The organism is Phenylobacterium composti DSM 19425, from assembly GCF_059568645.1.
The window spans coordinates 44073-57505 of sequence record NZ_JCANTT010000013.1 but is presented as its reverse complement, the minus strand read 5'-3'; the positions used below and the strand labels follow the sequence as shown (position 1 = coordinate 57505).

The window sequence follows — 13433 nt, the reverse complement described above, 5'->3', positions numbered from 1 at the left end:
GCGGAGCCGGCGGGCGCAGGGGCTCGTGCGACCCGGCGGCGATCCCGTCAACCGGGCCGAGAGTCACATCAGGCCGAGGGCCCTGAGGCTGGCGACGCCGTCGCGGCCGACGACGAGGTGGTCGTGGACGGCGATGCGCAGGGCCCGGGCGGCCTCGACCACCTGGCGGGTCATGTCCACATCGGCGGTGGAGGGCGACGGGTCGCCCGACGGGTGGTTGTGCACCAGGATCACGGCGCTGGCCGACAGCTCTAGCGCCCGGCGGGCCACCTCGCGGGGATAGACCGGGGCATGGTCGACCGTGCCACGGTTCATCACCTCGTCGGCGATGAGCTGGTTCTTCTTGTCGAGGAAGAGAATGCGGAACTGCTCGCGACTCTCGTGGGCGAGAGCGGTCTTCACATAGGCGAGCAGGGCTCTCCAGGAGGAGATCACCGGACGGCGGGCCACCTGCTCCTTGGCGGTGCGCAGGGCCGCCTCATGCAGCAGCTTGAGGTCGAGGGCCACAGCCTCGCCCACGCCCTTGACAGTGCGCAGCTCCTCGCGCGTGGCCCCGAGGACGCCGCCGAGCGAGCCGAAGCGGGCCAGCAGCTGCTTGGCCAGAGGTTTGACGTCCCGCTTGGGGATGGAGCGGAAGAGGAAGAGCTCGAGCAGCTCGTAGTCGGGCAGGGCCGAAAGGCCGCCGGCCAGGGCGCGTTCGCGCAGGCGTTCACGATGTCCGAGGAAATGCGGAGCCGGCGACGCGAAGAGGTCGGGCGAAGAGGCGTCCGCGATGCCGGGCTGGAGCCGCATGGAGAGAATGTTCCCCATGCGTTCCGGTTTGGCAAGCCCAGTCTGGAGAGAGGTGGCGGCCGCGCCGGGCGGCCGCCGGGATCGCCTTAGTTGTAGGCGACGGTCACCTGGAAGGTGCCGCTGTAGCCGCCGGGCACGGTCGAGCTGCTGAGGGTCAGCTGGCCGCCGACGCCGAAGGTGGCGGAGCCGTTCGAGCCCACCTGACCGCCGCCCATGCTGGAGTTCAGCGTGACCGGGATGGTCTCGCTGCCCCCCTGACGGGTCATGGTCATGTTGCTGGGCACGGTGACCGTGATGTTGCGGTTGGCTTCACCGTAGACGGTGAACAGAGCGCGGGTCGGCGTGGGGTTATCGCCGCCCGTCACGGCGGTGGCGTTGCCGGTGACGTTCCGGTTGCCGTTCTGGGCGTCGATCACGACCTGGCCGTTGCCCGAGCTCGGACGGGTGACGGTGCCGAACACCAGGTCCGAGTTCTTGCTCACCGTCAGCGGCGAGGAGATGTTCAGGCTGGCCGTCGCGGTCACCGACGTGCCGTTCTCGGTGGCGAAAGCCGGGGCGGCCGCGGCGACGGCGGCGAGCGCGGCGATAGCCGGGATGGCGCGGGCGAACTTCGACATCAAATCCAACTCCGGTAGTGGCGCGTCCCGAATTGGGTCGGGAACGCGAGGTGGGATTACGTTGCTCCCGATGTACCGGCAAGTTCCGCGCCAGCGAAACTAAGGGAAAACACCCAGTTTGAGTAAGACTCCAAGGGTTTACGACCAGAATAGAAATGCCTCCGGTAGAAAAGCCGGGAGGATTTCAACGATCGGTCGAGCCGCGCTCGCGCGGCCTGTCCCAGGATGGCCCGCCCGCAGCAGCAGCCGGGCCCGGGCTCCCGAAATTTGGTCTCAGTCGACGGCAACGCGGATGGCGTTGTCGTCGGAGTTGCGGTCGATCTGCTTGTTGTAGGGATCGACCCCGGCGAAGGCCGGCTTGCGGTCGACCGTGACGGTGATCGTCTGGCTGCCGGTGCTGAGGGGCGTCAGGCCGAAGTAGGCCACGTCCCTGGCGGAGAAGCCCGCCTTGCCCGGCTCGGCGGTGAAGACCCCCATGTCGAAAAGCTGGCCATCGAGGGAGGCGGGGGTCTCCTTGCCCTGGCCGTCGGCGTAGAGCTTGCGAGCCTCCACCGTCAGGGTCACGTCCCAGCGGCCGTCGGGGCGGGCCTTGGCCACCGCGCTCCGCGTCTTGAGGTCGTAGACGGTGATCTTCTCGAAGAGGTCGGTGATCAGCGCCTGGGCGGCCGGATCGTCGCCTGCCTGGGCGCGCAGGGCGTCCACCAGATCCTGGGAGCGCGGATAGGGCGCGCCCTTGAAGGCGTAGTCGGCCAGCAGCTTGCGCAGGGCGGCGTTGACCTTGCCCTCGCCCATGCGATCGGCCAGCAGGTACATGACGATGCCGCCCTTCTGGTAGTGGATGTAGGGCTGGTTCTCGACTCGGATCAGGGGCAGTTCCTCGATCACCTCGCCGCCGCGGCTGCGCAGATACTGGTCGAGTTCGCGCTTGAGGAAGCGGCGGATGCCGGCCGGGCCGTGGAGCTTCTCCATGACCTTCAGGGCCGAGTAGGAGGCCAGGGTCTCGGAGAGCATGGTGGCGCCCTGCATGTCGGCCCCGATCACCTGGTGGGCCCACCACTGGTGGGCCAGCTCGTGGGCGGTGACGTAGGTGACGAAGTCGATCTTCTCTGGGTCCCGATTGTCGGCGATGAAGCCGATGGCCTCGGAGTACGGCATGGTGTTGGCGAAGGCCTGGGCGAAGGTGGCGTAGCCCGGGAACTCCAGGATCCGCGCCTGGCGGAACTGATAGGGCCCGAACTCGGCCTGGTAGTAGTCGAGGCCGGTCTGCAGGGCCTTGATCATCCGGTCGACGTTATAGGGGTGCTGCGGGTCGTAGTAGATCGCCAGCTCCACGCCCTTGTGGTCGACCTTGCGGATCGCATAGCGGGCCGACTGCACGGAGAAGAAGTTTAGCACCGGCGCATCGGTGCGGTAGCGGACCGTGCGCCGGCTGCCGCGCGTCTGGTCCGACACCAGGTAGCCAGGCGCCACCGGCGTCTGGTCGGCGACCGTGGTGATGGTGATGTCGGCGTTCACCCAGTCGGCGTTGACCAGGTAGTTGCGCGCCTGGGCCGAGCGGTCCTCGAGCTTGGGCGGGCGCAGCTCGGCGGGCAAGCCGTACTTGCGGCGCTTGGCGCGGTCGCGCAGCAGCTGCTGGCGATCCATGCCGATGACCGGCGCGAACTCGAAGTTGTTCACGAAGGCGCCATTGTCCACGAGCCGGGTGGTGTTGTCCCGGTTCCGGAAGCCCTTCTGCTGCATCACCGTGGTGAAGGCGAGCGTCGCCCTCTCGCCCGGCTGCAGGGGCTGGGCGAGGGTGAAGATGCGGTAGTTGAAGCGCGTGTCGGTCTTCACCTTGGCGGGGACAGAGAGGGCGAGGGTCTCGGCCCGGGTGTCCCGGTCAAGGCGGACGTGAACGTCGCGGATCGGGGCGTCGCCGTCATTGACCAGGGCGTAGCGGCCCCGGGTCACCAGCCGCGGCGCATGGGGATCAAGGTCGAGGTCGAGGACCACGTCGGTGATCGAGGGCTGGGGCAGCCGCTCGTACCGGAGGAAGGCCTTCTCGTAGTCGGCCAGCCACTTCTCGCCGTCCTGGGCCGTGCGGTGCTCGTTCCAGACGTTGGTGTTCAGGTAGATGAAGCCGCCGAGGCCGGCGAAGGCCGCGAGGGCCAGGCCGCCAATGATCCCGGCGGGACCGGCGAGGCGGCGCGGCAGGCGCTTCAGCCGCGGCGCAAGGCGCGTCTCAGTCCCGCGCCGCCAGAGGCCGTAGGCCAGCACCAGCAGGACCAGGGCGAAGGCGCTCCAGTAGGCCCGGAACCAGGCCGCGGCCTTCCAGTAGTCGCCCTGGCCGTTCATGTCGGAGAGCGGCACGGGCGGATAGCCCGCATAGTTGTAGAGGTTGTGCTCCAGCCCGATGTTGCCGAGGGTGATCGAGGCGATCAGGTAGAGCAGCATCAGCCCCCAGCCGACGAACTTGTGGGGGGTGATGGCCTGGAAGAAGATCGCCAGCACCGCCAGCAGGGTCCAGTCGACGGCGTTCGGGACGAGGTACCAGAGGAAGTACTGGCCGAGGCGGACATCGGTGTAGCCCTTGGCGAGCTGGACGAGGACGCCGGCGATGACGCTGACCGCCAGGGTGGAGATCAGCACCAGGGCCAGGGCCAGGGTCTTGGGGACCAGGAAGGCCCAGTCGGGGACGGCGGTGGCGTCGATGATCTCGTGGGTCCTGCGCTCGCGCTCGCGCCAGACCAGTTCGCCCGCGTAGTAGACGGCGATGACGATGACGACGAGGGTGAAGGCCCCGTTCAGCGTCTGGATGACCCAGGTGGTCACCGGATAGATGTCGGAGCCGCCCCGCTCGGCCCCCAACACCAGCGTGCCCATGGAGTTGAAGAGGCCGAGCAGCAGCAGGACGACGAAGGCCGGGCTCTTGAACACCTGGGCCATCTCGAAGCGGGTGCGCTTGACGAGCTGGGCCCAGGCTGTGGCCGGACCGTAGGCAGGGGCGGGCAAGGGAGCGGAGGCGGGCGCCGTCCCGGCCTCTGCGTCGGCGCGCCGGCGCTCGGCCTTGCGCCCGCGGCGCCCCTGGACCTCGAAGCGGAAGACGAAATAGGCGATCGCGAGGCAGGCCGCGGCGACGCCCAGCCAGATCAGCCGGTTGTAGAGCAGGGCCCCCTCGAAGGCGGGCAGCAGCGTGTTGGCCTCGGCGGCGGTGTAGTAGCGGGTGGCGAGGGCGAAGGCGGCCGCCCCGAAGGGGTCGGCCAGAGCGGCGATCTGTAGCCGCTCGGGATCGCGCAGGGCCCCGATGGTGATCAGGTACAGGACCAGGAACAGCGCCACGCCCACATAGGTGGCCATCATCGAGCGGGTGGCGGTGGCCAGGGAGAAGAAGATGGCCGAGACCAGAAACAGGCTGGGCAGGCCGATCAGGACATAGGCGTAGGCGTAGTAGACCGGGTTGTTCTGCCCGAGCGTCTCGGGGTCCACCCAGGGCATGACCGAGCCCGCCAGGATGCCCAGGGGCACGAACAGGAAGCTGAGGGCCGTGGCCAGGTAGGCGCCGGTGAAGCGCCCGAACAGGTAGTCGAATTTGCGGATGGGCGTCGACCGGATGATCGGGCCGTAGCCCGTCTCATCGTCGCGCACGATGATGTTCGCCACGAACGCCGTCGAGACGAACATGAAGAACAGCGACATGATGAAGACCGTCTCGACGATGGCCTGCGGCGCGTTCTTGTGGACGTTGCCGCCCGAGCCGATCTGGATCTGGTCGATCGTCACCGAGGCGAAGACCAGCAGGAAGAAGATCAGGCCCGCGATCCAGAAGATCGGCTGGCGGATCTGGTAGCGCAGCTCGAAGGCCGCGATCTTGCCGAACATGGGCGCGGCTCCCTGGGCGTCAGGCCGCACGCCGGGAGGCAGCGAGGGTCGAGAAGTAGACGTCCTCCAGGCCGCCCTCGACGGGGGCGAAGCCCGGGCCGGGGTTGGCGTCGGCGAGGACGTGGACGACGGTGCGTCCGCCCGAGAGGCGGGTGGAGATCACCTGATGGGCCTGGCGCACGGCCTCAAGCTCGTGCCGGTCGATGGTCTTGGTCCAGATGCGGCCGGCGAGTTCGGCCATGAGCTGGGCCGGGGCGCCTTCCTTGAGGATCCTGCCGCTGGCGAGGATGGCCATGCGCGGGCACAGGTCGGCCACGTCCTCGACGATGTGGGTGGAGAGGATGACCACCACGTTCTCGCCGATCTCGGCCAGGAGATTGAGGAAGCGGTTGCGCTCCTCGGGGTCGAGGCCGGCGGTAGGCTCGTCGACGATGATCAGCTGCGGGCGGCCGATGAGCGCCTGGGCGATGCCGAACCGCTGGCGCATGCCGCCCGAGTAGCCGGCCACCGCCTTCTTGCGCACGTCCCAGAGATTGACCTGGTGGAGCAGGGCCTCGACCGTGGCCTTGCGCTCGCCCTTGCCGGCGACGCCCTTTAGCACCGCCATGTGGTCGAGCATGTCGTAGGCGTTAATCCGCGGATAGACCCCGAAGTCCTGGGGCAGGTAGCCGAGGGTGCGGCGCAGCTTCTCGGGCTCGCGGATGACGTCGATGTCGCCGAACCGGATCTCGCCTGAGCTAGGCGTCTGCAGGGTCGCGATGGAGCGCATCAGCGTCGACTTGCCGGCGCCGTTCGGCCCGAGCAGGCCGAACATCCCCTTGCCGATCTCAAGGTCCACGCCGTCGAGGGCGCGGGCGCCGTTGGCGTAGACGTGCGTCAGGTTCTTGATCGTGAGCATGATTTGCCACCCCGTCCTCGGCGACGAGGCTGCAACGCGCGCGTTACGGTAGCAAGTGAGGGAATTGTAACCTAGGGCGCGCGCCGATCACCGCGACGGGATCAGCCGCCCTGGATCGGCGGCTTGAACAGGCCCGCCGGCGAGAGGGTGAAGATCTCCAGCCCGTCCTCGGTGACGCCCACCGAATGCTCGCACTGGGCCGACAGGGACTTGTCGCGGGTGACGGCGGTCCAGCCGTCGGACAGCAGCTTCACCGGGTGCTTGCCGAGGTTCACCATCGGCTCGATGGTGAAGAACATGCCGGGCTTCAGGACCGGGCCCGTGCCGGGCTGGCCGAAGTGCAGGATGTTGGGGGCGTCGTGGAAGACGCGGCCCAGGCCGTGGCCGCAGAAGTCGCGGACCACCGAGCAGCGCATGCTCTCCACATAGCTCTGGATGGCGTAGCCAATGTCGCCGGTGGTGGCGCCGGGCTTCGTGGCCGCCAGGCCGCGCTCCAGGGCCTCGTAGGTGATGTCCACCAGCCGTCGGGCCCGCGGGGAGACTTCGCCGACGCCATACATGCGGGAGGTGTCGCCGTGCCAGCCGTCGACGATGACGGTGACGTCGATGTTGACGATGTCGCCCTCGCGCAGGACGCGCTCGCCCGGGATGCCGTGGCAGACGATGTGGTTGGGGCTGATGCAGACGGTCTTGGTGTAGCCGCGGTAGCCGAGGCAGGCGGGCAGCGCCCCGTGGTCGAGGATGAACTCGCGGGCCAGATCGTCCAGCTTCTCGGTCACCACGCCCGGGACCACGTGGGGCGTCAGCATGTCCAGGCACTCGGCGGCCAAGCGGCCGGCGCGGCGCATGCCCTCGAAGTCTTCGGCGGTGTGCAGCTTGATCTGGCCGGTGCGGTGCTCGGCCTCGAGAATGTCGGTCATCGGATACTCGGGTGGCGTGGGGGCCTATGTCGCGATCCTAGCACGGAAATTCAACCCGGAGCGGCCTTGTGACGCCGCGGGCCCCGTGTCAGCGTCCCCGCCGCGAGAAGGGGGAATCCAGATGCGCATGCTTTCGCTCGCCGTGGCGGCGAGCCTCCTGACGGGCGCCGCCGCGCAGGCCGAGGCCCCGGTTCCGCCCAGGCCGGCCAAGCGCCCGTTCGAGGTGACCGCGCCGGCCGGGAGCCGGACGGACGAGTACTACTGGCTCCGGGATGACGAGCGGAAGAACCCCGAGATGCTCGCCTATCTGAACGCGGAGAACACCTATGCCGACGCGGTGCTGGCGCCGCTGAAGCCGCTGAAGGAGGCGCTGCACAAGGAGATCGTGGCCCGGGTGAAGCAGGACGACGCCTCGGTCGCGTATCGCGAGCGGGGCTACTGGTATTATACCGGCTTCGAGCCTGGTCAGGACTATCCCATCCTCGCCCGCCGCAAGGGGGAGATGAGCGCGCCAGAGGAGGTGCTGCTCGACCAGAACGCCATGGCCGCCGGCAAGGGCTATTTCAGCGTCGGGGCGGCGGTGACGAGCCCGGACAACCGCCTGCTGGCCTGGGTGGACGACACGGTGGGCCGGCGCCAGTACGTGCTGCGGGTCAAGGACATCGCCACGGGCAAGGTGCTGTCGGACGCGGTGGAGAACGTGGAGCCGGACATCGTCTGGGCCGATGACAGCAAGACCCTGTTCTACATCGAGAAGGACCCGGTGACCCTGCTGTCCAAACGGGTGAAGGCGCATGTGCTGGGGACCCCGGCCGGCGCCGACAGGCTGGTCTATGAGGAGGCCGACAACAGCTTCTACATGCGCCTGCTGCGCACCCGGTCGGACGCCTATGTCTGCATCTTCCTGCAGAGCACCGCGGCCACCGAGCAGCGCTGCACCCCGGCGGCGGCGCCGGGCCGGTTCGAGGTGGTGGCGCCGCGCGAGCGGGATCACCTCTATGAGGCCGATCACCTGGACGGGCGCTGGGTGATCCGCACCAACTGGAACGCCCCCAACTACCGGCTCGCCCAGGTCGCCGACGGGCGGCTGGGCGACAAGAGCCGCTGGACCGACTTCGTCGCCCACAGCGACGACGTGTTCATCGAGGACTTCCGCCTGTTCAGGGGGTTCACCGCCACCGAGGAACGCTCGGGCGGGGTGAAGCGGCTGCGGGTGCTGAAGGCCGACGGCGGCTCGGCGTTCGTGGCGGCGGACGAGCCGGCCTACACCATGGACTTCGCCGTCAACGCCGAGGCGGACGCGACGGCCCTGCGCTACACCTACACGTCGCTGACGACACCGCTGTCGACCTACGAACTGGACGTGGCGAGCGGGCGGCGGACCCTGCTCAAGCAGACGCCGGTGATCGGCTACAACCCCGAGCAGTACGTGACCGAGCGGGTCTGGGCCCCCGCCCGGGACGGCGCGAAGATTCCGGTCTCGATCGTCTACAAAAAGGGCTTCAGGCGCGACGGGACCGCGCCGCTCTTCCAGTACGCCTACGGCAGCTACGGCATCTCACAGGATCCAGCGTTCAACCTGGCCACGGTGAGTCTGCTGGACCGGGGCGTGGTCTACGCCCTGGCCCACATCCGCGGCGGCCAGGAGATGGGCCGGCGCTGGTACGACGACGGCAAGCTGCTGAAGAAGACCAACACTTTCACCGACTTCATCGACGTGACCCGCTACTTGGTGGCCGAGAAGTACGCCGCCAAGGACCGGGTGGCCGCCATGGGCCGCTCGGCCGGGGGGCTGCTGATGGGGGCGGTGGCCAACATGGCGCCGCAGGACTACCGGGCGATCATCACCCAGGTGCCGTTCGTGGACGTGGTGACCACCATGCTCGACGAGAGCATCCCGCTCACCACCAATGAGTTTGACGAGTGGGGCAATCCGAAGGACCCCGCCTACTACCGCTACATGCTGGCCTATTCGCCGTACGACCAGATCGAAGCGAAGGCCTATCCGGCGATGTATGTGGCCACCGGCCTGTGGGACAGCCAAGTGCAGTACTTTGAACCGGCCAAGTACGTGGCGCGCCTGCGGGACCGGAAGACCGATGGCAATCCGCTGATCTTCCGCGTGAATATGGAGGCCGGCCACGGCGGCAAGTCGGGCCGCTTCCAGCGCTACGAGGAAACGGCGGAATACTACGCCTTCCTGCTGGATCAGCTGGGGGTGAAGTAGCGGGCGGCGGCCGGCGGGGGCGCTGCTCTCGCCGGCTATCGCGCCGTCTATCAGGCCGAGACCGGCCGGTCGCGCCAGGGCATGGGGCCGGCGAGGGCGACGCGGGCAGGGTCGATGTCGCAGCCGTAGACCAGGACCTCGACGCCCTGACCGGCCACCTCCTGCAGGGCGGCGTGGAACTTGGGATCGCAGTCCGCCGCCGTGGCGAAGCGGTCGCAGTCGGTGCGCTGGACGACGAAGAAGGCCACGGCCCGGTCGCCCTGGCGGACCATCTCGGCGAGCTCGCGCAGATGTTTGGTGGAGCGGGCGGCGACGCAGTCGGGGAACTCGGCCAAGCCCGGTTCGCGCATCAGGTGGACGTTCTTGATCTCCAGCCAGCAGCGGGGACGGCCGGGCGCCTCCAGCAGAAAGTCGACGCGGCTGGCCTGGCCGTACTTCACCTCGCGGCGGTGGGAGGCGTAGCCGGACAGCTCGGGAATGGCGTCCGCCGCCAGGGCCTCGGCCACCAGCCGGTTGGGATGCAGGGTGTTGATCCCCACCATGCCGCCGTCGGCCTCCATGAGTTCGAGCGTATAGGGCAGCTTGCGCTTGGGATCGTCGGACCTGGACAGCCAGCAGGTGAAGCCGGGGGTGTTCAGGCCCAGCATGGCGCCCGGATTCGGACAGTGGGCGGTGATCTCGGTCCCGTCGTCCAGGACCACGTCGGCGAGGAAGCGCTTGTAACGCTGCACGAGGCGGCCGCGGACGAGCGGTTGCGGGAAGTCCATGGAAGGCTTTAGTCCGGTTCTCGAATGATGCGGGACCGGATGTAGGACGGGGCGGCGCGGATGGCGAGCGGGCTGGAGGAAGGGCGGGTCACCGCCGCGGTGCTGATCATCGGCGACGAGATCCTGTCGGGACGGACCCAGGACACCAACCTGCGGGACATCGCCCGGCACCTGGGCGTCCTGGGCGTGGACGTGGCCGAGGCGCGCACGGTGCCGGACGATCTGGACGTGATCGTCGAGGCGCTGAACGCCCTGCGGACCCGCTACGACTATGTGATCACCACCGGCGGCATCGGGCCGACCCATGACGACATCACCGCCGATGCGGTGGCCGCGGCCTTCGGCGTGTCGCTGGAGGAGCATCCGGAGATCATCGCCATGCTGGAGGCCCGCTTCGGCGACCAGTTGAACGCGGCGCGGCGGCGGATGGCGCGGGTGCCGGTGGGCGGGACCCTGGTGAAGAACCCGGTGCAAGGGCCGCCCGGCTTCACCATAGGCAATGTCTTTGTCCTCGCCGGGGTGCCGCAGATCATGCGCGGGATGCTGGAGGACGTGGGGCCGCGGCTGCGCGGCGGTCGGCCCGTGATCTCGCGCACGGTCCGGGTGGCAGGCTCGGGGGAAGGGGCGCTGGCCGCGCCGCTGGAGGCGGTGGCCAAGGCGCACCCCGCCATGTCCCTGGGCAGCTATCCGTTCTTCACGCCCGAAGGCTACGGCTCGAACCTGGTGCTGCGCGGGCGCGACCCGGCCGAGGTGGAGGCGGTGGTTGGCGAGCTGATCGCCGCGCTGGAAGCGGCGGGCATCACCGGCGCCCACGAAGTGGTCGCGTGACGACGGGTTAATTTGTTACGCAACTTCCGTTCGGCTATCGTTGGTCGACCAAAGTTCCTGTTGGGGAGAACCACATGATCGTCTCGATGCTGGCCGCGAGCCTGCTGATGGTCCAGGGCGCGCCGGCCGCCGGGTCGGCCCAGACTGATGCGGCCGAAAAGGATCCCATCATCTGCAAGAACGAACCCGCTCCGGGATCGCGCCTGCCGAAGAAGGTGTGCGCGGCGAAGAGCGAGTGGGAGCGCCGGAAACAGGAAGACCGCGACAACCTGGAAAAGAGCCAGCGCGTCCGGCCGATGATCGGCCAATAGGCAAAACTACAAATTCCGCAGGTGATTCAGAGGGTTTGGAAAGGCCCTCTTTTCCCTGTGGATAAGATGTGCGCAAATGGCGGAGCTTGAGGGCGACCGCTAAAGGAACGCCCCAGTGGTTTGGGCGGGGCGTTCGACGTTGAAGACTCTTGCCGTGATGTCCCGCAAGGGCGGGGCGGGAAAGACGACGGTCGCCGTCAACCTGACGTTGGCCGCCCGCGCCATGGGCGTGAAGGCGGTCCTGGCCGACGCCGATCCGCTGCGCAGCGCCTGCGAGGTGCTTCGGGGACGGGAAGAGGCAGCCTCGGTCCTTTTCGAAACCAGCGCGGCCAAGCTGTTCACCCTGCGCCAGGCCTGCGCCCGCTCGGGCGTGGAGCTGCTGATTATCGATACTCCCGCAGCGCCGGAGGCTGACGTGGCCGAGGCGGTGAAGGTGGCCGACCTGTGCCTGGCGGTGGCGCGGCCCACCTATCTGGACCTTGCCGCCGCCGTGATGTCGGTGGCGGTGATCCAGCGGCTGGGGCGCGAAGGGCTGATCGTGCTCAACCAGTGCGCCCCGGCGCGGGCGGGCGTCGAGCCGCCAACGGTGCTAAAGGCCTTCGAGGCGCTCAGGTTCGCCAGCCTGCCCGTGGCGCCGGTCCCCCTGCGTTCGCGGGTAATCTACCAGACCGCCTTCGCCCAGGCCCGCTCGGTGCTCGAAATGGACCCCGGCGGTTCCGCCGCCGACGAGGTGCGCGAGCTGTTCACCCATGTGTGGCGGCAGCTGAAGGGCGTGGCGCCGCCGGCCCTGCGCAGCGCCAATGACGATCTCGGCCGATCGGCCAAGGACCTTGTCCCCGCCGGCTGAAGTCGGAGAGCATCGGTCGATGACCGATGTAAGATAAATTTACGTCACGTCAGCTCCGAGGTCTGGAAACCCAGGAGCCCGGCTCCCAGCTAAGCCCGAGCGCCGCCGCGTCGGGCGGGGGCGCGCATCCTCCTGACCCTAGGAGTGCGCATGCTCGGATCGGTCCGGTCGGCCGTGGCGGTCGTGGTGTTGTTCGTGCTCGCCGCCTGCGGCGCGCGTCAGGCGGAGCCCGTCCAGGGGCCCGCTCCAGTGGCGGTCTCGGCGCCGCTTGTCCGGCAGGTGGTGGACTGGGACGAGTTCGTCGGCCGCTTCGAGGCGGCGGAGGAGGTGGAAGTCCGCCCCCGCGTCTCGGGCTATGTCCGCTCGATCCATTTCCGGGACGGCGACATCGTCAAGGCGGGGCAGCTTCTCTACGTTATCGACCCCAGGCCCTATGAGGCTGAGCTCGCCCAGGCCCGGGCCCAGGTGCGTCAGGCCGAAGCCCAGGCGGCCCGCAGCAAGCTGGAGCTGGAGCGGGCCGAATCCCTGCTGAACAGCGGCTTCGCGTCGAAGGCGACCTATGACGCCCGGCTCGCGGAATACCGCACGGCCGAGGCGGCGGTGGCCTCAGCCCGGGCGGCCGAACAGGCCCGGGAGCTGGACGTGCAGTTCACCCGCGTGACCGCGCCGATCTCGGGCCGGGTCTCGGACCGGCGGGTGGACGTGGGCAACCTGGTGAGCGCCGGCGGCGCCGAGCCCACCCTGCTGACCACGGTGGTCTCGCTGGACCCGATCCATTTCACCTTCTCGGGCGCGGAAGGGGTCTATCTGAAGTACCAGCGGCAGAACCGCGAGGGCACGCGGATCAGCTCGCGCTACGCCTCCAATCCCGTGGAGATCCAGCTCCAGGACGAGACCGACTACGCCTGGCGCGGCCAGATGGACTTCGTGGACAACGCCCTCGACGTGGGCTCGGGGACGATCCGCGGCCGGGCGGTGGTGCGCAATCCGGACCTGTTTCTGACCCCGGGCATGTACGGCCGCATGCGGCTGCTGGGCTCGGGGACCTATGAGGCCCTGCTGGCGCCCGACGCGGCGGTGATGACCGACCAGTCGGACAAGATCGTGCTGGTGGTCGGCCCCGGGAACACGGTGCAGCAGCGCAAGGTGGAGCTGGGCCCCATCGTCGACGGCCTGCGGGTGATCCGCGCCGGGCTCTCGCGCAACGACCGGGTGATCGTCGAAGGCCAGCAACATGTCCGTCCCGGCGACAAGGTGATCCCGCAGCCCGGCCGCATCGTGCCCGCCGTGCCTACCGCCCCGAAGCCGCCCGGCGTCGTAACGCCGCCCGCCGCCCAGGCCACCCAAGCCGCCAGCGCGGAGTGATCC

11 protein-coding genes are annotated in these 13433 nt (G+C 68.7%); 5 read left to right on the top strand and 6 right to left on the bottom strand.

Annotated elements, in window-relative coordinates; translation table 11 throughout:
- Window positions 1–63 precede the first annotated feature (63 nt).
- The 5 genes from radC to map all read right to left on the bottom strand — a co-directional run bounded on the left by radC (window position 64) and on the right by map (window position 7085).
- Window positions 64–792 (bottom strand): RadC family protein, encoded by a 729-nt coding sequence (gene radC / locus BO64_RS06670; RefSeq protein ID WP_496402504.1) that lies wholly within the window; start codon window positions 790–792, stop codon window positions 64–66.
- 86 nt (window positions 793–878) lie between these two features.
- Window positions 879–1409 (bottom strand): DUF4402 domain-containing protein, encoded by a 531-nt coding sequence (locus tag BO64_RS06665; RefSeq protein WP_496402503.1) that lies wholly within the window; start codon window positions 1407–1409, stop codon window positions 879–881.
- Window positions 1410–1682: 273 nt separating this feature from the next.
- Complete coding sequence (locus BO64_RS06660) at window positions 1683–5267, bottom strand: ABC transporter permease/M1 family aminopeptidase (RefSeq protein WP_496402502.1); 3585 nt, start codon at window positions 5265–5267, stop codon at window positions 1683–1685.
- A gap of 19 nt (window positions 5268–5286) precedes the next feature.
- Window positions 5287–6165, bottom strand: a complete 879-nt coding sequence (locus BO64_RS06655; protein WP_496402501.1) for an ABC transporter ATP-binding protein — start codon at window positions 6163–6165, stop codon at window positions 5287–5289.
- Window positions 6166–6266: 101 nt separating this feature from the next.
- Entirely contained in the window at window positions 6267–7085 is an 819-nt protein-coding gene (map, locus tag BO64_RS06650; RefSeq protein WP_496402500.1) for a type I methionyl aminopeptidase, read from the bottom strand.
- A gap of 121 nt (window positions 7086–7206) precedes the next feature.
- On the opposite strand from map, the gene BO64_RS06645 reads away from it, so the two are divergent.
- The gene (locus BO64_RS06645) at window positions 7207–9312 is read left to right on the top strand and encodes a S9 family peptidase (protein ID WP_496402499.1); all 2106 of its coding nucleotides are present in this window, start codon (window positions 7207–7209) and stop codon (window positions 9310–9312) included.
- A gap of 50 nt (window positions 9313–9362) precedes the next feature.
- Here BO64_RS06645 and sfsA read toward each other — a convergent pair whose 3' ends face one another.
- Window positions 9363–10079 carry a DNA/RNA nuclease SfsA gene (sfsA, locus tag BO64_RS06640; protein WP_496402498.1) on the bottom strand — a complete coding sequence of 239 codons (717 nt, stop codon included), beginning with the start codon at window positions 10077–10079 and terminating at the stop codon, window positions 9363–9365.
- 60 nt (window positions 10080–10139) lie between these two features.
- On the opposite strand from sfsA, the gene BO64_RS06635 reads away from it, so the two are divergent.
- The 4 genes from BO64_RS06635 (at window position 10140) to BO64_RS06620 (ending at window position 13430) form a co-directional block, all read left to right on the top strand.
- Window positions 10140–10907 (top strand): competence/damage-inducible protein A, encoded by a 768-nt coding sequence (locus BO64_RS06635; RefSeq protein ID WP_496402497.1) that lies wholly within the window; start codon window positions 10140–10142, stop codon window positions 10905–10907.
- A 74-nt stretch (window positions 10908–10981) separates the two neighbouring features.
- Window positions 10982–11218: a hypothetical protein gene (locus tag BO64_RS06630; RefSeq protein WP_496402496.1), complete on the top strand. Its 237-nt coding sequence runs from the start codon at window positions 10982–10984 to the stop codon at window positions 11216–11218.
- Window positions 11219–11372: 154 nt separating this feature from the next.
- Complete coding sequence (locus tag BO64_RS06625) at window positions 11373–12065, top strand: nucleotide-binding protein (RefSeq protein ID WP_496402495.1); 693 nt, start codon at window positions 11373–11375, stop codon at window positions 12063–12065.
- Window positions 12066–12215: 150 nt separating this feature from the next.
- Window positions 12216–13430 carry an efflux RND transporter periplasmic adaptor subunit gene (locus tag BO64_RS06620; RefSeq protein WP_496402494.1) on the top strand — a complete coding sequence of 405 codons (1215 nt, stop codon included), beginning with the start codon at window positions 12216–12218 and terminating at the stop codon, window positions 13428–13430.
- Window positions 13431–13433 lie beyond the last annotated feature (3 nt).